Annotated in this window: 24 protein-coding genes; 12 read left to right on the top strand and 12 right to left on the bottom strand. The window is 69.6% G+C overall.

The genetic code is table 11. From position 1 onward, the window contains the following. The first annotated feature begins 48 nt into the window (after window positions 1-48). Entirely contained in the window at window positions 49-999 is a 951-nt protein-coding gene (locus G406_RS48710; protein WP_037077792.1) for a sugar-binding transcriptional regulator, read from the top strand. A gap of 135 nt (window positions 1,000-1,134) precedes the next feature. Here the strand turns inward: G406_RS48710 and G406_RS0121510 are convergent, their stop codons facing one another. Further along, on the bottom strand, window positions 1,135-1,731 hold the full coding sequence (locus G406_RS0121510; RefSeq protein ID WP_028935396.1) for a TetR/AcrR family transcriptional regulator: 597 nt from the start codon (window positions 1,729-1,731) through the stop codon (window positions 1,135-1,137). An 86-nt stretch (window positions 1,732-1,817) separates the two neighbouring features. On the opposite strand from G406_RS0121510, the gene G406_RS0121505 reads away from it, so the two are divergent. Next, window positions 1,818-2,183, top strand: coding sequence for a hypothetical protein (locus G406_RS0121505; RefSeq protein ID WP_028935395.1), 366 nt, complete (start codon window positions 1,818-1,820; stop codon window positions 2,181-2,183). Window positions 2,184-2,190: 7 nt separating this feature from the next. Here G406_RS0121505 and G406_RS48705 read toward each other — a convergent pair whose 3' ends face one another. Beyond that, entirely contained in the window at window positions 2,191-2,703 is a 513-nt protein-coding gene (locus G406_RS48705; protein WP_051342474.1) for a hemerythrin domain-containing protein, read from the bottom strand. Window positions 2,704-3,406: 703 nt separating this feature from the next. On the opposite strand from G406_RS48705, the gene G406_RS0121495 reads away from it, so the two are divergent. Continuing rightward, window positions 3,407-4,015 (top strand): TetR/AcrR family transcriptional regulator, encoded by a 609-nt coding sequence (locus tag G406_RS0121495; RefSeq protein ID WP_028935394.1) that lies wholly within the window; start codon window positions 3,407-3,409, stop codon window positions 4,013-4,015. Window positions 4,016-4,141: 126 nt separating this feature from the next. Then, window positions 4,142-5,347, top strand: coding sequence for a 4-hydroxyphenylpyruvate dioxygenase (gene hppD, locus G406_RS0121490; RefSeq protein WP_028935393.1), 1,206 nt, complete (start codon window positions 4,142-4,144; stop codon window positions 5,345-5,347). A 39-nt stretch (window positions 5,348-5,386) separates the two neighbouring features. On the opposite strand, the gene G406_RS0121485 is transcribed toward hppD, so the two are convergent. Further along, window positions 5,387-6,985, bottom strand: coding sequence for an acyl-CoA synthetase (locus G406_RS0121485; RefSeq protein ID WP_028935392.1), 1,599 nt, complete (start codon window positions 6,983-6,985; stop codon window positions 5,387-5,389). A gap of 65 nt (window positions 6,986-7,050) precedes the next feature. Continuing rightward, window positions 7,051-7,230 (bottom strand): hypothetical protein, encoded by a 180-nt coding sequence (locus G406_RS54360; RefSeq protein WP_051342473.1) that lies wholly within the window; start codon window positions 7,228-7,230, stop codon window positions 7,051-7,053. Window positions 7,231-7,280: 50 nt separating this feature from the next. On the opposite strand from G406_RS54360, the gene G406_RS48700 reads away from it, so the two are divergent. Then, entirely contained in the window at window positions 7,281-7,640 is a 360-nt protein-coding gene (locus G406_RS48700; protein WP_051342472.1) for a suppressor of fused domain protein, read from the top strand. A 37-nt stretch (window positions 7,641-7,677) separates the two neighbouring features. Here the strand turns inward: G406_RS48700 and G406_RS0121475 are convergent, their stop codons facing one another. Next, the gene (locus G406_RS0121475; RefSeq protein ID WP_028935391.1) at window positions 7,678-8,265 is read right to left on the bottom strand and encodes a TetR/AcrR family transcriptional regulator; all 588 of its coding nucleotides are present in this window, start codon (window positions 8,263-8,265) and stop codon (window positions 7,678-7,680) included. Window positions 8,266-8,311: 46 nt separating this feature from the next. Here G406_RS0121475 and G406_RS48695 point away from each other — a divergent pair, with 46 nt between their 5' ends. Further along, the gene (locus G406_RS48695) at window positions 8,312-9,196 is read left to right on the top strand and encodes an NAD(P)-dependent oxidoreductase (protein WP_037077787.1); all 885 of its coding nucleotides are present in this window, start codon (window positions 8,312-8,314) and stop codon (window positions 9,194-9,196) included. 32 nt (window positions 9,197-9,228) lie between these two features. Here the strand turns inward: G406_RS48695 and G406_RS0121465 are convergent, their stop codons facing one another. From G406_RS0121465 to G406_RS0121440, 6 genes are read right to left on the bottom strand one after another with little or no spacing between them, the layout of a single operon-like run. Next, complete coding sequence (locus tag G406_RS0121465; protein WP_028935390.1) at window positions 9,229-10,401, bottom strand: lipid-transfer protein; 1,173 nt, start codon at window positions 10,399-10,401, stop codon at window positions 9,229-9,231. Beyond that, window positions 10,398-10,778, bottom strand: a complete 381-nt coding sequence (locus G406_RS0121460) for a MaoC family dehydratase (RefSeq protein WP_028935389.1) — start codon at window positions 10,776-10,778, stop codon at window positions 10,398-10,400. Before G406_RS0121460 ends, G406_RS0121465 begins: the two co-directional genes overlap by 4 nt. Beyond that, window positions 10,775-11,647, bottom strand: coding sequence for a bifunctional MaoC family dehydratase N-terminal/OB-fold nucleic acid binding domain-containing protein (locus G406_RS0121455; RefSeq protein WP_028935388.1), 873 nt, complete (start codon window positions 11,645-11,647; stop codon window positions 10,775-10,777). The genes G406_RS0121460 and G406_RS0121455 overlap by 4 nt, the downstream gene beginning before the upstream one ends. Next, a complete protein-coding gene (locus tag G406_RS0121450; protein WP_028935387.1) occupies window positions 11,644-12,810 on the bottom strand; it encodes an acyl-CoA dehydrogenase family protein in 1,167 nt (388 codons plus the stop codon). The genes G406_RS0121455 and G406_RS0121450 overlap by 4 nt, the downstream gene beginning before the upstream one ends. Further along, on the bottom strand, window positions 12,795-13,841 hold the full coding sequence (locus tag G406_RS0121445; protein ID WP_028935386.1) for an acyl-CoA dehydrogenase family protein: 1,047 nt from the start codon (window positions 13,839-13,841) through the stop codon (window positions 12,795-12,797). The genes G406_RS0121450 and G406_RS0121445 overlap by 16 nt, the downstream gene beginning before the upstream one ends. Window positions 13,842-13,881: 40 nt before the next feature. Continuing rightward, window positions 13,882-16,029, bottom strand: coding sequence for an acyl-CoA dehydrogenase family protein (locus G406_RS0121440; RefSeq protein ID WP_028935385.1), 2,148 nt, complete (start codon window positions 16,027-16,029; stop codon window positions 13,882-13,884). Between the two features lie 81 nt (window positions 16,030-16,110). Between G406_RS0121440 and kstR the strand changes: the two genes are divergently transcribed. The 3 genes from kstR (at window position 16,111) to G406_RS48690 (ending at window position 19,054) form a co-directional block, all read left to right on the top strand. Further along, window positions 16,111-16,719, top strand: coding sequence for a cholesterol catabolism transcriptional regulator KstR (gene kstR, locus G406_RS0121435; protein ID WP_037077784.1), 609 nt, complete (start codon window positions 16,111-16,113; stop codon window positions 16,717-16,719). Further along, complete coding sequence (locus G406_RS0121430; RefSeq protein ID WP_028935383.1) at window positions 16,716-18,092, top strand: FAD-binding oxidoreductase; 1,377 nt, start codon at window positions 16,716-16,718, stop codon at window positions 18,090-18,092. Before kstR ends, G406_RS0121430 begins: the two co-directional genes overlap by 4 nt. Window positions 18,093-18,499: 407 nt before the next feature. Beyond that, window positions 18,500-19,054 (top strand): P-loop nucleotide/nucleoside kinase family protein, encoded by a 555-nt coding sequence (locus tag G406_RS48690; protein WP_051342476.1) that lies wholly within the window; start codon window positions 18,500-18,502, stop codon window positions 19,052-19,054. Between the two features lie 91 nt (window positions 19,055-19,145). On the opposite strand, the gene G406_RS0121420 is transcribed toward G406_RS48690, so the two are convergent. After that, window positions 19,146-19,718: a TetR/AcrR family transcriptional regulator gene (locus G406_RS0121420; RefSeq protein ID WP_037077783.1), complete on the bottom strand. Its 573-nt coding sequence runs from the start codon at window positions 19,716-19,718 to the stop codon at window positions 19,146-19,148. 79 nt (window positions 19,719-19,797) lie between these two features. Here G406_RS0121420 and G406_RS0121415 point away from each other — a divergent pair, with 79 nt between their 5' ends. From G406_RS0121415 to zwf, 3 genes are all read left to right on the top strand, one after another. Next, window positions 19,798-20,808, top strand: a complete 1,011-nt coding sequence (locus G406_RS0121415) for a zinc-binding dehydrogenase (protein ID WP_028935381.1) — start codon at window positions 19,798-19,800, stop codon at window positions 20,806-20,808. 63 nt (window positions 20,809-20,871) lie between these two features. Continuing rightward, window positions 20,872-21,315, top strand: a complete 444-nt coding sequence (locus G406_RS54355; protein ID WP_051342471.1) for a MarR family winged helix-turn-helix transcriptional regulator — start codon at window positions 20,872-20,874, stop codon at window positions 21,313-21,315. 65 nt (window positions 21,316-21,380) lie between these two features. Beyond that, window positions 21,381-22,880, top strand: a complete 1,500-nt coding sequence (gene zwf / locus G406_RS0121405; protein WP_028935380.1) for a glucose-6-phosphate dehydrogenase — start codon at window positions 21,381-21,383, stop codon at window positions 22,878-22,880. The last annotated feature ends 349 nt before the right edge of the window (window positions 22,881-23,229 follow it).

The following is a 23,229-nucleotide window of genomic DNA, read 5'->3' as shown; positions in this document are numbered from 1 at the left end:
GGTCAGGACTACAGTTCGGGATCACCGAACGACGGGAGGGACCCCGGCATGCCGGCAGGCGAGCCCACTGGCCGCGACCTCGGCCTGATGCACCAGGCCGCGCGGCTCTACTACCTCGACGAGGTCAACCAGGCCGGGGTCGCGGAGCGGCTCAAGGTGTCGCGGCCGACGGTGAGCAGGCTGCTGTCCGAGGCGCGCCGCATCGGGCTCGTGCAGATCACCGTGCACGACCCGGCGACGATCGCGGACGACAAGGACCTGAACCGGCTCGCCGGAGCGCTGGGCATCGAACGCGTCTGGCTGGCTCCGCTGCGCGGCGAGAACACCATCGAGGCACTGCGCGAACCGGTCCACCAGGCGCTACACCTGCTCGGCCTCGTCCCGGGCGACGTCCTGCTGGTCTCGTCCGGCCGCACGGTCTACGAGCTCAGCCGAACCGGGCTCCCGGCCATGCCGGGGGTCGACATCGGGCCGACGGTCGGTGGCGTCGCCGAGCCGGAGCCCTGGCACCAGACCAACGAGATCACCCGCGCGGTCGCCGAACGGATGCGCGCCCGGCCGCATTTCCTGTTCGCCCAGGCGATGCCGTCAGCGGCGATGCGCGCCACCCTGGCCGAGGACCCGGACTTCCAGCGGGTGACCGGCATGTGGTCGGTGGCGAAGGCCGCGCTGGTCGGTGTGGGTGCGCCCCCCGTGTCGCGCGACTCGATCTCGGCGTTCATCCCGCTCGACGACCACAGCCTGCGCACGGCGGTCGGCGACGTGTGCCTGAACTTCTACGGCCCGGACGGCGCCGAGATCGACTTCCCGGGCAGCGAGCGCATGGTCCGCATCAGCCCCGACCAGCTTCGCGCGATCCCGAGGGTGATCGCCGTGGCGTCCGGCGAGGACAAGATCCAGAGCGTGATCGCCGGAGCGAGAGCGGGCCTGTTCACCCAGCTGGCCACCGACATCCCGACAGCCGAGCACCTCCTGGCCGCCCTCGATCAGCGCGCTTGAGGGCTTCTCGGGCGACTCTGCACACCTTCGCGCTGTGTCGCACATGTCCGGACGTGTGCGACACAGCACGAAGCTGTGCAAAGTGGGATTGGGCCGGAGTCTCTGTGCGGCGCGAACTCGGTCTGTGCGAGGTGTCTAGCGAGTCGGTCTGGGGAGCATTGCCACCGCTGTGTCCAGGCGCGCGTAGAGCTGGTCCTGGCTCAGGCCCGCCCTCGCCAGGGACTCGACGCCGCGCATCACCGCGAACAGCATGCCGGCCAGCGCCTTCGGGTCGGCGTCGGCGTCGAGGTCGCCGGTGCGTTGCGCCTGCTCGATACAGCCGGCCAGCAGCGATTCGAGCATTTCGAAGGCTTCCAGCGCGCGAGCGCCGATCTCCGGATCCCGGTCGCCCAGCTCGGCGATCCCCCTGGCCAGCAGGCAGCCGCCGCTGACCTCGCCCTCGGTCATCGCGGCGACCACCGCGCGGATGCCCGTGCGTAATCGGTCGAGCGCTCCGTCGTCCGGCCCGGTGAACAGTGCGTGCGCCATCGTGCCCATGTCGGCGCAGTAGTCGTCGAAGACGCGCCGGAACAGCTGGTACTTGTCGCCGAAGGCCCCGTACAGCGAGCCCTTGCCGAGCCCGACGGCGGCCGCGACGTCATCGATGCTGGTCGCGGCGTATCCGGTCGCCCGGAAGCGATCGCGCGCGATCGTCAGCACCGCCCGTTCGTCGAAGCTCCTCGGCCTGGCCATGAAGCGAAGTTACCTCATTCTTGACGCGCGCGTCCAGAACTGCTTATTCTGGACGCGAGATTCCAGAACCTAGACAGGAGCACGCCATGACCGCGAACCCCGTACCCCCGAGCGACGACAGACTGCGCCAGCTGTACCGGCAGTGGAACGCGGCGCTGTCCGCACAGCTGGACAACGCGATCGAGTTCGCGGGCGAACGGTCGCTGCCCGACGCGGTCGCGGCCGCGTGGTCCGAGTTGATCTCCGAGCGCGCCGAACAGCGCGCGGTACTGGACAACAACTCGGACAACCCGACGGTGCGTGCCGCGATCGAACAGGAGCTGGCAATGCTCGCGCTCGCCTCGGGCATGGCCGACCTCGAGGACTCGACGACCCGCGCCGCCCGGATCGGCAGGCTCTACCTGGACCGGATCCGGCGGGGCGAGTTCACCGAGCTGGGCGCTGCGTCCTGAGCCCGGCTCAGGCCTGGCTGTCGACGTAGGTCTGCGGGTCCTTGTCCGAGGTATCGAGGTCGTGCCCACCGCGGTGCTCGGCCTCGAAGTCACGGAACCGACGCCCCAGCGTCTCGCGTAGCTCGATGCTCGCGTTGCGCCGGAAGTCGGCGAGGCCCTCGCGCTCCTCCTCGGCCATGTGCTCGTCATTGGCGACCCGCGCCCGGCCGACGGCCTCCCACCAGGCGTCGCAGCCGACCGGCTCCCGCTCGGCATCGTGCACCGCGTCCCGAATGTCGTTGTGGTCGCCGATCGCGTCGAGCGTCTCCTCCTTCGCGTCGTCACCCTTGCGCAGCAGGTGGGGGTAGAAGATCTCCTCCTCCGCGATGGCGTGAACGTCGAGCAGGGCGGCGAGCGGCCCCCAGACCCGCGCCAGGTCCCTGGCCGGCGCCGACTCCGCGCCCTGCAGCTCGTCGAGGCGAGCGAAGGCGCGACGGAACCGCTCGTGGTCGTCGAGAATGATCTGGGTGATGTCGTCCATGCCTGCCGCATACCCGGGTCCGTCCTGGATCAATCCAGCATCACCCGAAATCCAGCTGTATACAAAATGCTGAAGGCTTCCCCTGAGGTACCTATGTATTAACTGAAGACGTCTCAGAACCACAGGGATTCTTAGGATCGAATCTGTACGCTCCGAAGCGACCGTCTGATCGAGTTCGTCGAATCGAAGGGCACAGACTTGACCCCGAGAATGAAAGCAACGGTTTCTGGCGCCGTTATCGCGGTATCGCTCGCCACTTTCGCGTCGGTGGGCACCGCGAATGCGGCAACCCCGAGCCAGACCGAAACCGTGGCAAGCACTCTGCAGAACCCGCCCCACCCGCCGGGCCCGCAGCACCGGTTCCGCGCGAAGTTCAGAAGCCAGCAGGAATGTGAAGCGCGGGCCAGGCACGACCATAACAGCAGGACAAACGAGTGGGACTGCCGTCGTGGACCGGACCACAACAACCCGTGGGAGTACTGGGGATCCTGAGTCCGCCGCGCCCGCCCTCGATCGCGAAGCCGGTCGAGGGCAGGCGTAGTACCTCTTTCGAATACATACCCTGAGAAACATCATCAGCACTTTCGCGCCATAACGTAATTGCCCGAACCCCCACAGCGGATCAAAATGCGCGCAACACGGCCACCCTGTCCCGTCCACCAGGTAAATCTGTTCGTAATGCCACGAACTATCATGGCTTCCGGTGAGGAAGCGACGGACGCAGGCGGAACGGTCGGAGACGACCCAGCAGCTACTCATGAGCACCGGTCGGCGACTGTTCACCGAGCTCGGCTACGAGGGCACGTCGACCGAGGCGCTGGTCCGCGAAGCGGGCGTCACCCGAGGTGCGCTGTACCACCACTACGACGGCAAGCGCGCGCTGTTCCAGGCCGTCTTCGAGCAGGTCGAGCAGGGGATCCACCAGCAGATCCTCGACGCGATCGCCGCCGCCGACCCGAGCAGGCCGTACTGGACGGTGGGGATCGAGGCGTTCCTCGACGGCTGCATGGACCCGGCGGCGCAGCGCATCGTGCTGCTCGACGCGCCGTCCGTCCTCGGCTGGGACACCTGGCGGGAGATCGACGGAGGCTACTTCCTCGGCCTGGTCATCGCGCTGATGAACAAGGGCATGGACAGTGGGGAGTTCACCCGGCAGCCGGCCGAGCCGCTCGCCCAGATGCTCATGGGCGCGCTCACCGAGGCCGCGCTCGCCATCGCCCGCGCACCCGATGTGACGCAGGCCCGCGCCGAGTTCGGCGCCGCCGCGATCCGCCTCGTCGAGGGGTTACGCGCACCTGCGCAGAGTGACTAGACCATCGTCGATATCCCTGCACAGAATGGCCAGCTGGTACAGCTGGGTCGAGCTTCCTTGCGCAGTACTGCCGCGGTGCAGTGTCCTGGGGATCACCCGGCGACGCACTTCAAGGGAGCGAGCGACATGACGATCGAGCACACCCTCACCAGCCAGGAGCGGCTCGCCGAGCTGGACCTCGACCAGCTCCGGCAGCTCGTCGGCCTGGTCTCCTACGACGTCGACGGCGATCCGTTCCCGGTCACCGGCTGGGACGCCGTGGTGTGGGCGGTCGGCAACGCCACCCAGGCCGCGCTGTTCTACCAGGCCGTGTTCGGGATGGAGCTGGTCGCGTACTCCGGCCCGGAGACCGGCAACCGCGACCACCACGCCTACGTGCTGCGCTCGGGCGCCGTCCGGTTCGTGCTGAAGGGCGGCGTCGATCCGGCGAGCCCGCTGCTGGACCACCACCGCACCCACGGCGACGGCATCGTCGACATCGCGCTCGAGGTCCCCGACGTCGACCGGTGCATCGCGCACGCCCGGACGCAGGGCGCCACCGTCGTCGAGGAGCCCCGCGACCTGACCGACGAGTTCGGCACCGTGCGGGTCGCGGCGATCGCCACCTACGGCGAGACCCGGCACAGCCTCGTCGACCGATCCCGCTACACCGGCCCCTATCTGCCCGGATACGTCGTCCGGGAGAGCGGGTACCGCAAGCCGAGCGGCGAGCCGAAGCGGCTGTTCCAGGCACTGGACCACGTCGTCGGCAATGTCGCGCTCGGCGACATGGACAACTGGGTGGCCTTCTACAACCGGGTCATGGGGTTCACCAACATGGCCGAGTTCGTCGGTGAGGACATCGCCACCGAGTACTCGGCGCTGATGAGCAAGGTCGTCGCCAACGGGAACCACCGGGTCAAGTTCCCGCTCAACGAACCGGCCGTCGGCAAGCGTCGCTCGCAGATCGACGAGTACCTCGACTTCTACGCCGGCCCGGGCGCGCAGCACCTCGCGCTGGCCACGAACGACATCGTCACCACGGTCGACGTGCTGCGCGCGCACGGCGTCGAGTTCCTGTCCACCCCGGACAGCTACTACACCGATCCCGCGCTGCGGGCCCGTATCGGCAACGTCCGGGTGCCGATCGAAGAGCTGAGCAGCCGCGGGATCCTGGTGGACCGCGACGAGGACGGCTATCTGCTGCAGATCTTCACCAAGCCCATCGGCGACCGCCCGACGGTGTTCTTCGAGTTCATCGAGCGGCACGGCTCGCTGGGCTTCGGCAAGGGCAACTTCCAGGCGCTGTTCGAGGCGATCGAGCGGGAACAGGCCAAACGAGGCAACTTCTGACCCGTGAGTGTTGCGGCCGCCTATCGGCGGCCGCAACACTCACGTGTTGTTCGTGGTGGCGTGCTCGACGGCCCAGCGGTAGTCCGGCTTGCCGCTGGGGGTCCGGCCGACCTCGTCGACCAGCCACAGGCTGCGCGGCACCTTGTACCCGGCGATCTGCGCGCGCAGGTGCGAGTCCAGCACCTCCAGGGTGGGCGTACGGCCCGGCCTGGGTGCGACGACCGCGCCGACCCGCTGCCCGAGCCGCTCGTCCGGCAGGCCGATGACCAGCGCGTCGAACACATCGGGGTGCGACTTGAGCGCCCCCTCGACCTCCTCGGGGAACACTTTCTCGCCGCCGGTGTTGATCGAGACGTTGCCCCGGCCGAGCAGCGTCATGGTGCCGTCCGGTTCCATCCGCGCGTAGTCGCCGGGCACCGAGTAGCGGACGCCGTCGACCTCGACGAACAGCGCCTTCGTCTTCTCCGGGTCCTTGTAGTAGCCGATCGGTACCGCTCCGCTGCGCCCCACCAGCCCGACCTGGCCGGACTTCGGCGGCACCGGGCGACCCTGCTCGTCGATCACGATGACGTTGCGCCCGACCGGCACCCTCGGCCCGCCGGTGTGGTCGCCGTCCTTCGTGACCTGCTGGATGCCGTTGAAACCGGACTCCGACGAGCCGATCGCGTCGGTGAGGAAGACGTGGGGCAGCGCGGCGAGGATGCGGTCCTGCACCGAACGGGAGAACAACGCGGCGTGGCTGGTCATCGCCAGCACCGAGGACGCGTCGTAGGTCCCCGCTTCGAGCTCCTCGACCAGCGGCCGGGCCATCGCGTCGCCCACCATCGTGATGACCTGGACCTTGTGCCGCGCCACCACCCGCCAGATCTCGGCCGGCTCGAAGCGGGGCACCAGGACCACCACACCGCCCTCGAACAGTGCCATCAGCACCGCGGCCTGCGCCGCGCCGTGGATCAGCGGCGGCAGACACAACCGGACCATCGCGTAGTCCTTGCCGCCCTGGGCCTGGGCCCATTCGTCGGGCAGCGGCTCGCCGGTGATGAAGCTGATGCCGCCGAACAGCGCGCGCCACACGTCCTCGTGGCGCCACATGACACCCTTGGGCATGCCGGTGGTTCCGCCGGTGTACAGCACGTAGGTGTCGTCGGCGAACCGTTCGTCGAAGGCTCGCTCGCTCGGCGACCCGGCCAGCGCCTCGGCGTAGTCGACGCCGTGGCCGGCGGGGACCGGCACACCGCTGTCGTCCGCGATCACGACCACGTGCCGCAGCGTCGCCACCTCGGGCGCGACCGCGGCGACCCGCTCGGTGTAGCGCTGGTCGTGCACCAGCGCCACCAGGTCGGCATTGTCGTAGAGGTAGCGCAGCTCGTTCTCGACGTAGCGGTAGTTGACGTTGATCGGCGCCGCGCGCAGCTTGTACGCGGCGAGGATCGCGGCGACCGCCTCGATCGAGTTCTGACACTGGATGCCGATGTGCGAGCCCGCTGTCACCCCGCGCTCGTGCAGGTGATGGGCCAGCCGGTTGGCCTTCTGCTCCAGCTCGGTGTAGCTGACCTGGTCCGGTCCGCAGATCAGGGCGACCCGGTCCGGGAACAGGTCGACAGCGTGCTCGAACAGATCCGCGAGGTTCAGCGCCATGGTACAAAACTAGAACAGGTTCTTATTTTAGGCAACAGTACTTGTCCGCTCATCGACATCACCAGTCACTTGTGCAACATTCGGCCCATGCGCCGAGAGCTCAGTCCGGACAACCAGAAGATCGCCTTGGTCGTGGACGAGGCGTTCGGCGGGGACTGGGTGATCGACGAGTACCCGCCGTCCTCGGTCACCGTGCTGCGCTGCCCCGATCGGCCGCACGACGGCCTGACGGCCTTCTCCACCATCGGCCTGTCCGACCATCCCCTGCCCGGCGTCGAGATCCGGCCGCCGCTGGGTGTGGAGATCGTCGCGGTCAGCCAGCTCGCCGAGTTCGCGCGAGTCCTCGCCGACACCGCGCAACAGGTACTCGACAACCAGTGGACCCTGTCCCCCCGGAACCGTCCTGTTCCACGTCATCAGCCCCCGGTCGCTCGCGCCGAACCTGCCGCACCTACTGCTCGTCGAACCGACCCTGTGGGCCGATCAGCTCAATTCCTGCATCCTGTCCACCAAGACCGTCGCCTGGCTGCTCGGGGTCCCGATCAGCGACGCGGAGGCCGACCACGTGACGACCCAGGGCGCCACCGCGCTGAAGGATCGCTTCCGCGACACCCAGGCGAACATCTTCGACCCTCGACGTCCGTCCACCCTCTGACCCGCGAGTCGGGCGTCCGACTCGTGGGTCAGAGGGGTCAGGTGAGCGCGCCGTCGAGGAGCGGAGCGAGTTCCGTCGCGACCGCGTGCAGGGCTCGCGGGTCGCGTTCGGCCCGCGCGATGAGGATCGCGCCCTCCAGCGAGCTGACCATCAACGTGGCCAGCGCGCCGGCCCGATCTCCGGGAACGCCCAGCTCGACGAGGACCTCGGCGACCGCGCGACGCCACGCGGTGAAGGCCTCCGCAACCGCTGCGCGGGTGCTGGTGTTCTCGTCAGCGCAGTCCACGGTCGCCGCGACCACCGGGCAGCCGCCCGCCTCGAAACCGACCCGATCCCACTCCTCGACCCACTGGCCCACCATCGGGGCGAACAACCCGCTGGGCGTCGCCGACTCGCCCAGCGCGGCGCGGAACCGGGGCACGCGGTTGCCCGCGTACCGCCCGGCCCACTCGACCGCCTCGTTGACCAGCTGCTGCTTGCCGCCGGGGAAGTAATGGCCGAGCGACCCCCGCGGCGCGGCCGCGTGCGCGACGACGTCCCGCATGCCGGTCGCGGTCACCCCGTGTCGGCGGAGCAGCTGTGCCGCACTGAACACCATCCGCTCGCGTGCTCCCCGATCAGCCATGAAGCCCATACTATGACAGCTGACATAATCCTGGAGAGGTGGCGACATGCGTGACATCGGATTCATCGGTCTCGGGGTCATGGGACAGCCCATGGCGCTCAACCTCGCGCGCGCCGGCACCCCGCTGACCGTCTACAACCGCACGGCGGCGAAGGCCGAACCGCTACGCGCCGGGGGCGCCCATGTGGCGGCCGACCTGGACGAGGTGTTCGCCAGGGCCGACGTCGTGCTGCTGATGCTGGCCGACGGCGCGGCGGTCGACGCGGCACTCGGCAGGAGCACTCCGGCGTTCGCGGCGAGGGTCGCCGGGCACACGGTCGTCCACATGGGCACGACCTCGCCGGAGTACTCGACCGGGCTCTCGGCGGACGTCCACGGCGCGGGCGGGCGCTACCTGGAGGCGCCGGTGTCCGGCTCGCGGGTACCCGCGGAGACCGGTCAGCTGGTGGCGATGCTCGCCGGCGACGCGGACGCGGCCGAGGAGGTCCGGCCGTTGCTGAAGCCGATGTGCCACGAGACGGTCCTGTGCGGCGCGGTGCCGAACGGCCTGGTCACGAAGCTGTCGGTGAACCTGTTCCTGATCACCATGGTGACCGGGCTGGCGGAGTCGACGCACTTCGCCCAGCGCTACGGGCTGGACCCCGAGGTGTTCCGTCAGGTGCTGGATGCCGGGCCGATGGCCAGCGCGGTGTCCCGGGTCAAGCTCGGCAAGCTGCTCTCCGACGACTTCACCGTGCAGGCCTCGATCGCGAACGTCCTGGAGAACAACCGTCTCGTGGCGGAGGCGGCGCACTCGGCGGGCCTGGCCGTCCCGCTACTGGACGTCTGCCACGCCCTGTACCTGGAGACGCTGGCCCAGGGCCACGCCGAGTCCGACATGATCGCCGTCCTGCACGCCCTCCGCACCCGAACAGCCGCCCTCACCTCGTGAGTGGTACGGGCGCCTATAGGCGCCCGTACCACTCACGAGGCTTGCAGGACCAGGCCGCTGGTGGGGACCCCGGTGCCGGCCGTCACCACCACGTTCTCGACCGAGGCCACCTGGTTCACCGACGTTCCGCGCAGCTGGCGGACGCCCTCGGCGATGCCGTTCATGCCGTGGACGTACGCCTCACCGAGCTGGCCGCCGTGCGGGTTGACCGGCAGCCGGCCGTCCAGCTCGATGCCGCCGTCCGCGACCAGGTGCCGGGCCTCGCCGCGACCGCAGAACCCCAGCTCCTCCAGCTGCGCGAGCACGAACGGGGTGAAGTGGTCGTAGAGCATCGCCACCTGCACGTCGGACGGGCCGATCCCGGCCTGGCGCCACAGCTGCTGGGCCACCAGACCCATCTCCGGCAGCCCGGAGATCGACGGCCGGTAGTAGCTGTGCATGGTGAACTGGTCGGACCCACTGCCCTGCGCGGCACCGGCGATCACCGCGGGCGGCTGCGCCAGGTCCTTCGCGCGTTCGGCGCTGGTCACCACGATCGCCACCGCGCCGTCGGTCTCCTGACAGCAGTCCAGCAGGTGCAGCGGCGAGACGATCCAGCGCGACGCCTGGTGGTCGTCCAGGGTGATCGGCCGCTGGTAGAACCAGGCCAGCGGGTTGGTGGCCGCGTGCCGGCGCATGGCCACCGCGACCCTGCCGAGGTCCTCACTGGTCGCGCCGTACTCGTGCAGGTAGCGCTGCGCGAACATGGCGACGGTCGCGGCGGGGGTGCTCAGCCCGACCGGGTAGTGCCAGCTGTTGTCGAACGCGCTGGAGTTACCGGTCGACGTCGCCGCCGTCTGCACCCGGCCGAACCGCATGCCGGAGCGTTCGTTGAACGCCCGGTAGCAGACCACGACGTCTGCCACACCGGTGGCGACGGCCATCGCGGCGTGCTGCACGGTCGCACAGGCCGCGCCGCCGCCGTACGGGATGCGGCTGAAGAACGTCAGCTCGGGCACCCCGACCTCGCGGGCGACGGCGATCTCGGCGTTGGAGTCCATCGCGAACGTGACCATGCCGTCGACGTCGTCCGGCGTCAGCCCGGCGTCGGTGAGCGCGGCCCGCACCGCTTCGGCGGCCAGCTGCAGCTCGCTGCGCCCGGATTCCTTGGAGAAGTCGGTCGCGCCGATCCCGGCGATGGCCGCTGCCCCGGACAGCCCGCTCACGCGGCCACCACCCGTACCTGGCCGGTCACGTGGTTGCCGAGGCTGCACCGCCCGACCACGTCGACGACCACCTGCTCGTCGGTCACCTCGGACACCTGCCCGCCGAGCACAAGCGTGTCGCCCGCGTAGCACGGCACGCCTAGCCGGATCCTGACCCCGCGCACCCGCGCGTCCGGGCCGGCCCAGTCGGTGACGCAGCGCTGCACCAGCCCGGTCGTGGTGAGAATGTTCAGGAAGATGTCCTTCGAGCCCCTGGCCACGGCGGCGTCCTTGTCGTGGTGCACGTCCTGGAAGTCGCGCGTGGCGAGCGCGGTGGACACCACGAACGTCGTGGTCACGTCCAGGCTCAGCTCGGGGAGCACGTCACCGACCTTCATGCGGACCTCCACGCGGGCAGGGTGAGCTCGTCGTCGATCCGGTCGAAGTCGATCACGACCGGGAGCCCGATGGCTATCGATTCCCAGTCCACCCCGCGCAGCTCACCCATGACCCGCACGCCCTCCTCCAGCTCGACCAGCGCGATCACGAAGGGCGGTTCCCGGCCGGGCACCGGCGGATGGTGGTGCACCACGAAGCTGTAGACCGTCCCGGCACCCGACGCCACCTGGTGCTCCGGTGTGGTCGCCCCGCAGCTGGGACACATCGGCCCCGGAGGATGGCGCAGCAGCCTACAGTTGCCACAGCGCCAGATCCGCAGCTCGCGCTCCCGCATACCGGTCCAGAAGTACTCGGTGTCCCGGTTGACCGCCGGCCGCAGCACCTCCCGCACCGGGGATTCGGGAGCCGGCGGCCGGAACTTCAGAATCCGGAACATCATCTCGGCGACCGGCTCGTCGCCGACGCTCCAGGTGCTGATCGTGGTGAAGAACCAGCCTTCCCCGAGCGCCGTCTTCTTCGGGCCGACGACGTCGGTCAGCCTCGCTCGCACGGTCAGCTGCTCACCGGGACGCAGGTCGCGGTGGTAGGTCTGCTCGCAGTCGGTCGCGACGACCGAGGTGTACCCGGCCTCGTCGAGAACCGAGGTCATCGCGCCGAGCGGGTCGTCGGTCGGACGCTCACCACCCAGCCCGTGCATGGTCCACACCTGGACCATCGCGGGCGGCGCCACCTCGGGGTAGCGCGGGTTGCGGTCGCCGAGCGCCTCGGTCCAGTTGCGGATCATCGCCTCGTTGACCGGGTCCCTGGCGGCCCGGGGTGCACTCTCGCCCCGGGCACGGATCTGCTCCGCCGCCTCCTGGATGTTCATCGCGGCACCCTCGGCAGCCCCAGCCCGAACGACGCGATGAACTCGCGCTGGATTTCGTTGACCCCGCCGCCGAAGGTCAGCACGAGGTTGCGTTTGGCCTGCACGTCCAGCCAGCGCGCCAGCTCGGCCGTCTCCGGGTCCGCCTGGTCACCGTGTCGGCCGACGATCTCCTCCAGGTCACGCCCGATGCGCTGCACGACCTCGGACCCGAACACCTTCGTCGCCGAGGCGTCCGCGACGTTGATCGGACCGCGTACCGAGGCGACCTGCCAGTTGAGCAGCTCGTTGATCCGCTGCGCCGCACCGGCCCTGGCCAGCGCGTTCCGGACGTCCGGCAGTGTGGCCAGCGGCGTGCCGTCCGGGTCGGATCGGGTACCGGCCCAGGCCTGGACGCGGTCACGCAACACGGCGACCCGACCTGCCGGGCCCAGCATGACGCGCTCGTGGTTGAGCTGGGTGGTGATCAGCCGCCAGCCGGCGTTCTCCGTGCCGACCAGCATCGACTCCGGCACCCGCACGTCCGAGTAGTACGTGGCGTTGACGTGGTGTGCCCCATCGCAGGTGATGATCGGCGTCCAGCTGTAGCCGGGGTCGGCCGTGTCGACGATCAGGATCGAGATGCCCTTGTGCGCCGGGGCGGCCGGATCGGTGCGCACCGCGAGCCAGACGAAGTCGGCGTCGTGCCCACCGGTGGTGAACGTCTTCTGCCCGTTGATCACGAACTCGGACCCGTCGCGCACCGCGGCGCAGCGCAGCGCGGCGAGGTCGGTGCCCGCTTCGGGTTCGGTGTAGCCGATGGCGAAGTGCACCTCGCCGCGCAGGATCGCCGGCAGGAAACGTGCCTGTTGCTCCGGTGTGCCGTATTCCTGCAGCGTCGGGCCGACGGTCTGCAGGGTGACCGAGGGCAGCGGGATGTCCGCCCGCGCCGCTTCGTTCACGAAGATCTGCTGTTCGATCTCACCGAAGCCGCGACCGCCGTGCTCGACCGACCAGCCGACGCCGAGCCAGCCGTCGCTGCCCATCCGGCGGATCAACCGGCGGTAGACCGGACCGTGGCGCTCGGTCAGCAGTGTGGCGCGTTCGTCGGCGGACAGCAGACCGGCGAAGTAGCCGCGTAACTCGCTCTGCAGCGCCAGCTGCTCAGGGGTCAGTTCGAGCTGCACGCGAGCTCCTCGAGTCGATGGGCGGCGCCGCCGACGAACCGGACGAGGTCCTTCGCCTGCGAGTAGTGGCGGTGCAGCGGGTAGCTCATGTCGACGCCGACGCCGCCGTGCAGGTGGTGGCAGGTGTGCAGGGCCGGCAGAACCTGCTCGGTCAGCCAGTACGCGGCCACCTCGACGTCGTAGGGGTCGAGCTGCCAGCTCGCGGCGAGCGAGGCGAGGTGCAGCGTGCGGGACGCCAGGTACACGTCCGCGACCTGCTGCGCGACCGCCTGGAACGTGGCGAGCGGCCGGCCGAACTGTTCCCGCTCGCCGAGGTGGGTGGCGGTGAGGTCGAGCGCACCGGCCAGTACGCCGTCGGCGATCGCGCACGCGCCGACGAGTGCGAACCGGTGCAGCTCGGTGACCGTGGCACCGGTGGTGTCCTCGCCGAGCAGGCCGTCGGCCTTCACATCGGCCAGCCGCACCGTGGCTTCGGGGGTCCGCGCGGAGTTGACCGTGTCGGTCAGGGTCACCCCGGCGGCACGCGGGTCGACCAGCAGGACACCGGCGCCGACTCCGTCCAGGGTCGCGGGCACGAGCACCCGGTAGGCCTCGCGGGCCCGGCGGACGCCGACGAGCGTGCCGGACACCCGCCACCCGTCACCGTCCCGGGTCGCCCTGCTCCTCGGTCGGGACGGCAGCGGCGCGGACGGCTCGTGGAGCGCGGCGGTCAGCACCTCGGCCGAGTCGGTCACGACGCCGAGCAGCTCGGTGCGCTGTGCCTCGGTGCCGAGCCGCGCGATCGGCAGGACGCCGAGGGCTAGGGTCTCCAGCGCGGCGATGTCCAGGCCGCTACGTCCGACCTCGGTGAGTAACACGCCGACCTCGAACACACCGAGACCCGCGCCACCGAGGCGTTCGGGAACGGGCAGCGTGAGCAGGCCGGCCTTGGCCAGTGCCGTCCACGCGGCGTCCGCGTCGTGCTCGCGGCCCAGGATCTCCCCGGCGAGCGCGGCGACGTCCTTGGCTTCTTCGTCGATCTCGAAGTCCACGTGCGCCCCTTCATCAAAATAGAACGCGTTCTAGTATTGGTCAGGACGGCTCTCGTGGCAAGCCGAGAATCCGTTCACCGGACAGACTCAGCAGAATCTGTGTCGTTCCACCCGCGATGGACAGGCAGCGGGTCAGCAGGAACTCGTGCACCAACGGATCGGTGTCCTCGCCGTGGACCGCGCCGCGCGGACCGGCCACATCGAGCGCGGCTTCCGCGACGTCCTGCCGGTGCCGCACGCCGATCAGCTTGCGCACCGACGACTCCGCGCCGGGACTGCGTCCGTCGAGCCTGCGCAGCGTCGCGCGCAGGTCGAGCAGCGACACCACGAGCCCTTCGGCGATGAGCGAACCGAGCCGCTCGTCCGGGCCCGGCCAGGCCTCCACCAGCCGCTCGACCGCATCGCCGAGCGACGACCCGCCGCCCATCGCCACCCGCTCGTTGGCGAGGGTGGTCCGCGCGAGCGGCCAGCCGCCGTTGATCTCGCCGACGACGCAGTCGTCCGGCACGAACACGCCGTCCAGGAACACCTCGTTGAACATCGCGTCGCCGGTGATCTCGCGCAGCGGACGGATGTCGATGCCCTCGGTGCGCATGTCGACGAGGAAGTAGGTGATGCCCTTGTTCTTGCGGGCGTCCGGATCGGTGCGGGCGAGACAGATCGCCCAGTCCGCCTCCTTGGCCCGCGAGGTCCACACCTTCGATCCGGTGAGCGACCACCCGCCGTCGACGCGCACCGCTCTCGTGCGCAGCGACGCCAGGTCCGAACCGGCCTCCGGCTCGCTGAACAGCTGACACCAGTCGATCTCACCGCGCAGCGTCGGCGCGACGAACCGCTCGCTCTGCTCTGGTGTGCCGTGCTCGATGATCGTCGGGACCGCCCAGGCGCCGATCACCAGGTCGGGCCGTTCGACGCCGGCCCCGCGCAGCTCCTCGTCGATCAGCAGCTGGAGCGCGGCGGACGCGTCCTGCCCGTAGGGCGCGGGCCAGTGCGGCACCAGCAGACCCGTGTCCGCGAGCCGGATGCGCCGCTGGTCGACCGGCAGCTCCGCGACCCGCTGGACCTGTGCTCGAACCTCGTCGCGCTGCGCCTCGGTCGCATCGTCCAAGGTCACGGCCAGGGAACGGCGTGCCCCGTCGAGGGTCAGCTCGGCCACCCGGGTGCGCCACCGGGACGTCGGTCCGAGCAGCTGGCGCAGCGTGAGCGCGCGACGCAGGTACAGGTGGGCGTCGTGCTCCCAGGTGAAGCCGATGCCGCCGAGCACCTGGATCGCGTCCTTCGCCACGTCGACGCCCGCGTCCAGGGCGATCGACGCGGCGACCGCGGCGGTGAGCGGGAGCTCGTCGGTCGCGTCATCGGCGGCGCGCGCGGCGTCCCAGGCGACCGCGCCGGCCTGCTCGGCGCGGCACAGCATCGTCACGCACAGATGCTTGATCGACTGGAACGAACCGATCGGACGGCCGAACTGCTGACGAATCCGCGCGTAGTCGGTCGCGGTGCGCAGCGCCCAGCCCGCGACGCCGGACGCCTCGGCGGCGGCCAACGTCACCGCCAGATCGCGGACGTCCTCCGACCGCGGGCCCGCGACCACCCGCTCCGAGGAGACGGCCAGGTCGGTCAGCGTTCCGGTGACCAGCGGACGGGATCCGTCGACCGGGTCCAGCGCGGTCAGCTCCACTTCGGAGCCGTCGAGCACGAACCAGACCTCGACGTCTCCGCAATGGGCTCCGAGCAGCAGCTTGTCCGTCGCCGCCGGCAGGACACCCAGCTCGCCGGACACCCGCCACCCGCCGGCGTCCTGACGCGCGTCGAGCGAGCCCTCGGCCAAGGCCACCGCCACGGACACCGACCCCTCGGCGATCCCCGGAAGCAGCTCCTTGGCCGAGGGACTGTCCCCGGCGCGGGCCAGCAGCAGCCCGGCGAGCACGGTGGACAGCACCGGACCCGGCACCATCTCCGCCGCGCACTGTTCGAGCGCGGCGGCCGCGTCGGCGACCGTGCCACCCGCGCCACCGACCTCGACCGGCAGCGCAACACCGAACACACCGACATCGGCGAGTGCCGCCCAGCAGGCCTTGTCCGCCTGCGCCCCCGACTCACGTGCAGCCTGGACCGCGCCGGCACGGACGGCCGCTTCTCGCACCGCGTCCTGGAGTGCCCGCTGTTCGTCCGTCATCGCAACCGCCACGCGGTCACTATAGAACGTGTTCCAGTTTTTCGTTTCATATGCTTGACGTAAGGTTTTCCGACCCAGCAAGGACGTCCCCTGATGCCCGATGCACGCGTGCCCAGTGCGCTCACCGAGGACGAGCTCGGCTCTCCCGCGCAGCGCGACCGCCGCACCCGCATGCTCGACGCGACACTCGCGCTCGCGTCCAAGGGCGGCTTCGAAGCCGTGCAGATGCGTGCCGTCGCCGAACGCGCCGACGTCGCGCTCGGCACGCTGTACCGCTACTTCCCCTCGAAGATCCACCTGCTGGTCTCGGCGATGATCCGCGAGCTCGGCGGGACCCTGGAGCGGCTCGACCGGCGCACCATCCCCGGTGACACCCCGACCGAACGCGTGCTGTCCGTCCTCATCAGCGTCACCCACTGGCTGCAGCGCGACCCGATGTTGACCGAGGCGATGACCAGGGCGTTCATGGTCGCCGACACCTCGGCCGCCGCCGAGGTCACCGAGGTCATCCGGCTGTGCGAGCGCATGATCACCATTCCGCTCGGTGTCGCCGAACCCACCGAGGAGGACCGGGCACTGGCCGGCGTCATCATCGACGTGTGGATGGCCAAGCTGATCGCCTGGATCACCCGCCGCGCCACCACCGAGGACGTCACCAACCGGCTCGAACTGACCGTCCGGCTGCTGCTGGACCCTCGGTGATCATCGACGACCTGCGCACCGAACTACCCGCCGACCGGCTGATCGAGGATCCGGACGTCGCGGCGAGCTTCGCCGGAGACGAAGCCGAATGGGCACCCCGGGGCACTCCCGTGCTCGTGGTCCGCCCGCGCACGTCGGCCGAGGTCCAGTCGGTGGTGCGCGCCTGCATCCGGCACGGTGTCCCGCTGACCACGCGCGGCGCGGGCACCGGCCTGTCCGGCGGCGCGAACGCGATCGACGGCGGCGTGGTGCTCAGCACCGAGCTGATGAACGACATCCGCGAGATCAACTCCGTCGAACGGCTCGCGGTCGTCGGCCCCGGCGTCGTCAACGACGATCTGCGCGCGGCCTGCGCCGAGCAGGGCCTGTGGTATCCGCCGGACCCGGCGAGCGCCCCGTGGTCGACGATCGGCGGCAACGTGGCGACCAACGCGGGCGGGCTGTGCTGCGTCAAGTACGGCGTGACCAGGGACTACGTGCTGGCGCTCGAGGTCGTCACGGGCACCGGCGAGCTGGTCCGGCTGGGCAGGCGCACGGCGAAGGGCGTCGCGGGCTACGACCTGGCAGGCCTGATCGTCGGCTCGGAAGGCACGCTCGCTGTGGTCACCGAGGTGACCGTGAAGCTGCGTCCACAGCGCGCACCGGAACGCACCGTGGCCGGCTACTTCTCCTCGGTCGTCGACGCGGGACGGGCGGTCACCGCGATCGGCGCGGCAGGCGTGGTCCCGTCCGCGCTGGAGCTGATCGACCGGCACTGCCTCGCCGCGGTGGACGCCTGGAAGAACATGGGCCTGTCGGTCGACGCGGACGTCGTGCTCCTCGGCCGGTCCGATGCACCCGGTCCGGCGGGTGAGTACGAGGCCACCACGATGCTGACCTGCTTCGAGCAGGCCGGCGCGACGTGGGCGGCGCAGTCGGAGAACCAGCGGGAGGCGGACGCGCTGTTCGAGGCCCGCCGCCTCGCCTATCCCGCACTGGAACGTCTGGGCCCGGTGCTGACCGAGGACGTGTGCGTCCCGAAGGCGGCCGTCCCGGAGATGCTCGCCCGCATCGAACGTGCCGCGCAGGCCAACGACACCCACATCGCGAACATCGCGCACGCAGGCGACGGCAACCTGCATCCGCTGCTCATCACCCCGATCGGCGACGAGGCCGCGCGCACACGGGCCCAGGCCGCGTTCGAGCAGATCATCGCCGACGCGCTGGACCTGGGCGGCACGGTCACCGGCGAGCACGGGGTGGGCCTGCTGAAACGAGACGGCCTGGCGAGCGAGCTCTCCCCGGAGGTCATGACGATGCACCGGGCGATCAAACAGTCCCTGGACCCCCACAACATCCTGAACCCGGGAAAGGTCATCACCCTCCCCTCGTGAGTGATGAGGCCGTCTACCCCGAAGGGGCGCGAAGCGTAGCCGCTCTACGCACTCACGACAGCTTTACCGTCGTGAGTGCGTAGACCGGCTATAGGCGGCCTCAGCACTCACGAGGACCCCGAGGCAGTGCACTCTCTGCACGCGGTCGGGACCACTGACGCGGTGGCTGAGTTCACAGACGCTGTGGCTGAGTTCACAGACGCTGTGGCTGAGTCCAAGGCATCTCGGCTTCGCCGTCGACTCGTGAGTGGCAAGGGCGCCTATAGGCGCCCGGATCACTCACGACGAAAAGCGTGTCGTGAGTGCTCCGAGCGCCTACGCTTCGCGCCGCTTCGCGGTAGACGCCCTTCCCCCTCACGAGGAAAACCTGCTTGAGCGGCGTGTCGGGGCCCGAGACAATCGTGATCATGGACCTGATCTTTGTGCACGGTCGGGCCGCCGCCGGGAAGTTAACCACCGCCCGCGCGCTCGGCTCCGTCCTCGGCTACCCGGTGTTCCACAACCATCTGGTCGTCGACACGCTCACCACGGTGTTCCCGTTCGGTTCCGAGCCGTTCGTGCGGCTGCGCGATCAGATGTGGCTGTCCGTGTTCGCCGACGCGGCCCGCGCCGACACCTCACTGATCTTCACGTTCGCGCCGGAGTCGACGGTGCCCGCCGGCTTCCCGGACCGGGCGCGCACAGCGGTCGAGGATGAGGGCGGCAAGATCCACTTCGTGCATCTGGTGGTCAGCGACACCGAGCAGGAGCAGCGGGTCGTCGCCGAAGGTCGCAAGGAGTTCCACAAGCTGACCGACGTCGACATCCTGCGCACGATCCGAGCCTTCGACGACACGGTCGAGCAGCCGCCGGCCGACCTGGAGATCGACACCGGCAAGAGCGACCCGGAGACGTCGGCGGCCACGATCGCCGCCCACTTCAGCCTCACTCCGCGCCCGCCGATCGTGCGCTTCCCGAGCTGACACCGCGCACCCTGCCGCCACACCGCGCGCCGTGCACACCGCGCGGCGTGGACCGCGGGTGCGCGGTCTGGACGGCCGGTGCGCGGCGTGGTCAGGGAGCCAGCAGCCGGGTCAGGCTCGCGCGCAGGTAGTCGGCCAGTTCGGCTCTCGCGTCCGGGCCTTCCGTCGGCCAGTTCACCGTGGCCTCCTCGGCGTAGGCGGTCCAGGCCAGTGCGGTGATCTCCAGCCGGTCGCCCACCGGGAGGCCCGCCCTGCGGTGATAGTCCAGCATGCGTTCGGCGACCTGTCGGCGGGTCGCGTCGACGATCCGCGCGGCGATCGGGTTGCTCCCCGGCGCGCCCCGCACGAGCGCGAGATAGACCTGCCGGTGCTCCCACACGTAGTCGACGAACCGCATCAGCCCGGCGGCGAGCCACTCGTCGACCGACGAGCTCTCCTGCGCGTCGGGCGCGGTGGCCGCCACGAAGTCGTCGCAGGCCCGGCGCACGACGGCCTCGTGGAACTCGCGCTTCGAGGCGAAGTAGTGGAACAGCAGACCACGCGATATCCCGGCCCGCCTGGCGACCTCGTCGGTGGACAGCTCGTCCAGCGACTGCTCGGTGAGCAGTTCGAGACCGATCCGCAGCAGTTGCGCGCGGCGCTGCTCCGGATCCAGTCGAGGCACACCAGGACTGTAGAGCACTGTTGACTAATGCTCAACAAGTCGCCAGACTCTGTTGAGCATTGCTCAACGAGGAGGCCAGATGACCACCATGCGCGCCGCGCGTTTCGAATCCGAGTCCGGCAAGCTCACCGTGGCCGACGTGCCGATCCCGACCCCCGGACCCGGCGAGGCGCTGGTCAGGGTCGCGGCCTGCGGCATCTGCCATTCCGACCTCGGGCTACTCGACGGCACCCTGCCCACCTCGCTCCCGGTCGTCACCCCGGGTCACGAAGCGGCAGGCGAGGTTGTCGAGCTCGGCTCACCGAGCCCGTTCTGGAACGAGGGCGACCAGGTGGTCATCGCCGCGGGGCGGGCCTGCGGCGCGTGCCGGCCGTGCGGCGAGGGTGACGCCACCAACTGCCAGCAGATGCAGGTCATGGGCTTCCACTACGACGGCGGCTGGGCGGAGTACACGGTCGTCCCGATCGCCGTGCTGGCCGATGCGGTGTCCACCCCGTACGCGGCGGTCCGGGACACCGGCGCGGTGCGCGCCGGCGAGTCGGTCGGGGTGTGGGGCGTCGGCGGCGTCGGCACCCACCTGGTGCAGATCGCCCGACTGGTCGGCGCGACCCCGATCATCGCGGTGGACCCCCTACCCGCCGCGCGCGACCGTGCGCTGGAGCTGGGCGCCGACCACGCGCTCGACCCGACGGCCGACGACTTCGCCGCGCAGCTCGCCTCCGTCGCGCCCATCGGACTGGACGTCGTGTTCGACGTGGTGGCGCAGAGCTCCACGATCACCCAGACGGCGAACGCACTGGGCCCCAAGGGCCGGCTCATCGTGGTCGGGATGACCTCGGCGGACAACCTGGATCTCGGCCCCGTGGTGCGGTTCGCCCTGTTCTCCCAGACCGCGCACGGCCACTTCGGCTACCGCAAGCAGCACCTGGACCAGCTGGTCACGCTGGTCGACAGCGGCAGGCTGGACGTGTCACGCTCGGTCAGCGCGGTACTCGACCTGGAGGACGTGCACGAGGGCATCCGCAGACTGGAGGAACGGGACGGCAACCCGATCCGCATCCTGCTGAAGCCGGCACGCCGCCAGCCTTGACCAACTACACTCTGGGCAATAATGTTGCCGTAGATGTAATTGGTTTGGGAGGGGCCTCTGCCAGTGAGCGTACTCGCCGTCTCCGCCTCGGGAACCGGGCTGATCACCGACCTCGCCGCGGTGGCCCACCTGCTCGAACGACGTCTCGACCATGCGCTGAGCGAGGACGGTCTCACCGCGCGGCAGTACCGGGCACTGCGACTCATCGCCGCTGAGCCCGGTATCAGCAGGATCCTGCTGGCCAAGGCCCTCTACATCACCCCGCAGGCGGTCGGCGGGCTCACCCAGCGCCTCCACAGCGCCGAGCTGATCGACCGGGTCGGCGGCGAGTCCGGGCTGTCGTTCACCATCACCCCCGCCGGAGCCGAGGCGCTGGCCACGGCGTCCCCGCTGGTCGCGGCGGCACAACGGGACCTGCTGGCCCGTCTTCCGACCGGAACCCTCGACACGCTGACCGCGAACGTCCACGAGCTGCTCACCGAGATCGAGCACCCGCGCAGGCGGTGACACGCGGCGGACCGCCGGACGCACTAGTGTTCTGATCGCCGGTGTCGTCGGTATTAGGAGCCAGCGTGACCGAGTCCCGCCCCCAGACCATCGCGTACCCGTCATCCGGATCCCGAGCGGCCAGGCAGGGTCTCGACTCGCTGGCACCGCACGTCATCGTGCTGTTCGGCGCGACGGGTGACCTGGCGAAACGCAAGCTCATCCCAGGTCTGGCCTACCTGCAGCAATCGGCCTTCGCGCCGGATGTCCGGATCATCGGCACCGCGATGGAGGACCTGACCACCGAGCAGTTCCGTCAGCTCGCGCACTCCGCCGTGGCGAACTTCGGCACCCACTCGATGACCGACGAAGCCCTCGACCAGTTCGGCGAGCGTCTCGTCTACGTCCCCCAGGGTGCCGGCCCGGAGGGCCTGACCAAGGCGGTCGCGGAAGCCGAGGCGCTGCTCGGCCCCGACGTACGGCGGCTGCACTACCTGTCGGTCCCACCGAAGGCCGCCCGCGCGGTGATCACGATGCTGCGCGACGCCGGTCTCGTCCACAACGCGCGAGTCGTGATGGAGAAGCCGTTCGGCGAGGACTTCGCCAGCGCGCTGGCGCTCAACGACTTCGTGCACGAGACCTTCCACGAGTCGCAGATCTTCCGGATCGACCATTTCCTCGGCAAGGAGGCCGCGCAGAACATCCTGGCGTTCCGGTTCGCCAACGGTCTGTTCGAGCCGATCTGGAACCGCAACTTCATCGACCACGTCCAGATCGACATCCCGGAGACACTGGGCCTGGACCAGCGCGCGAACTTCTACGAGGCGACCGGCGCCTACAAGGACATGGTCGTCACCCACCTGATGCAGGTGATGGCGTTCGTCGCGATGGAACCGCCGACCGCGCTGGAGCCACGCGCGATCAGCGAGGAGAAGAACAAGGTCTTCCGCTCGATGCTGCCGATCCGCACGAACGACGTGGTGCGCGGCCAGTACAGCGGCTACCGCGAGGAACAGGGCGTCGCGCGCGACTCCGACACCGAGACGTTCATCGCGCTGAAGGTCGGCATCGACAACTGGCGCTGGGCAGGCGTCCCGTTCTACCTGCGCACCGGCAAGAAGATGGCCGAGGGAATGCGCATCATCTCCATCGCCTTCAAAGAGGCGCCGCGCACGATGTTCCCCGCCGGTTCCGGCGTCGGCCAGCAGGGCCCCGACCACCTGACGTTCGACCTGGCCGACGCGTCACGCGTCTCGCTGTCGTTCTACGGAAAACGCCCCGGCCCCGGAATGCGGCTGGAGAAACTGTCGATGCAGTTCTCCACCCAGGAGACCGACCAGCTGGGCGACGTCCTGGAGGCGTACGAGCGTCTGATCCTGGACGCCATGCGTGGTGACCACACCCTGTTCACCACGGCCGAGGGGATCGAATCGCTCTGGGAACGGTCCACTCCGCTGCTGGACGATCCGCCTCCCGCGAAGAACTACCCGCCCGGGACGTGGGGGCCGAACGCGATTCACCAGCTCATTGCACCTAATGCGTGGCGGTTGCCGTTTGAACGGGCTTGGCGGGAGAAGAAGTCCTGATTTCTTTGTTTCCCCGCTGGCCGTCAATGGTTCTTGGTGTGGCCGGTCGTTGTCAATCCCGCTAACGCGCTTCGACGCAGCCTCCTGGTGCACATGCAGCAGGGTCGAAGTAAAGGATTGACAACGACAGGCCACACCAAGAAGCAGGCCAGGATCGCGGGGCAAGGTGCAGGTGTGCGCGGAACGGCGTGGTCCCACACCTGCGGCTGCTCGCGAATTCAAATTTGTTTGCAGTAACAATCTTTAAGCAGAGACAACAGCCAGTTAGCAGGCACCCAGCCTGCGCCTTTGGGCTCGCGGGTCGGGGACCGTCGTCGGGTACGTCGGCGACGCAACCTCCGGGGCTTCA

The organism is Actinospineispora spinosispora DSM 44797, from assembly GCF_000429025.1.
GTDB classification, from domain to species: Bacteria; Actinomycetota; Actinomycetes; order Mycobacteriales; family Pseudonocardiaceae; genus Pseudonocardia; species Pseudonocardia spinosispora.
Note: the sequence above shows the minus strand (reverse complement) of the source record. Positions and strands in the feature narration are given on the sequence as shown.

Bases quoted from the DNA above. Each gene is read 5' to 3' on its own strand.
- G406_RS0121485 (WP_028935392.1), bottom strand. From the start codon at position 6,985: ATGGCGCTGAACCTCGCGGATCTGTTCGAGCACGCTGTCGACCTGTTC.
- G406_RS0121510 (WP_028935396.1), bottom strand. From the start codon at position 1,731: ATGGCCAGGCCGAGGAGCTTCGACGAACGGGCGGTGCTGACGATCGCG.
- G406_RS48695 (WP_037077787.1), top strand. From the start codon at position 8,312: ATGCGTGACATCGGATTCATCGGTCTCGGGGTCATGGGACAGCCCATG.
- G406_RS0121415 (WP_028935381.1), top strand. From the start codon at position 19,798: ATGACCACCATGCGCGCCGCGCGTTTCGAATCCGAGTCCGGCAAGCTC.
- G406_RS48690 (WP_051342476.1), top strand. From the start codon at position 18,500: ATGGACCTGATCTTTGTGCACGGTCGGGCCGCCGCCGGGAAGTTAACC.
- G406_RS0121475 (WP_028935391.1), bottom strand. From the start codon at position 8,265: ATGGCTGATCGGGGAGCACGCGAGCGGATGGTGTTCAGTGCGGCACAG.
- kstR (WP_037077784.1), top strand. From the start codon at position 16,111: ATGCCCGATGCACGCGTGCCCAGTGCGCTCACCGAGGACGAGCTCGGC.
- G406_RS48710 (WP_037077792.1), top strand. From the start codon at position 49: ATGCCGGCAGGCGAGCCCACTGGCCGCGACCTCGGCCTGATGCACCAG.
- G406_RS54360 (WP_051342473.1), bottom strand. From the start codon at position 7,230: ATGGTGGAGAAGGCCGTCAGGCCGTCGTGCGGCCGATCGGGGCAGCGC.
- hppD (WP_028935393.1), top strand. From the start codon at position 4,142: ATGACGATCGAGCACACCCTCACCAGCCAGGAGCGGCTCGCCGAGCTG.
- G406_RS48705 (WP_051342474.1), bottom strand. From the start codon at position 2,703: ATGGACGACATCACCCAGATCATTCTCGACGACCACGAGCGGTTCCGT.
- G406_RS0121505 (WP_028935395.1), top strand. From the start codon at position 1,818: ATGACCGCGAACCCCGTACCCCCGAGCGACGACAGACTGCGCCAGCTG.
- G406_RS0121460 (WP_028935389.1), bottom strand. From the start codon at position 10,778: ATGAAGGTCGGTGACGTGCTCCCCGAGCTGAGCCTGGACGTGACCACG.
- G406_RS0121455 (WP_028935388.1), bottom strand. From the start codon at position 11,647: ATGAACATCCAGGAGGCGGCGGAGCAGATCCGTGCCCGGGGCGAGAGT.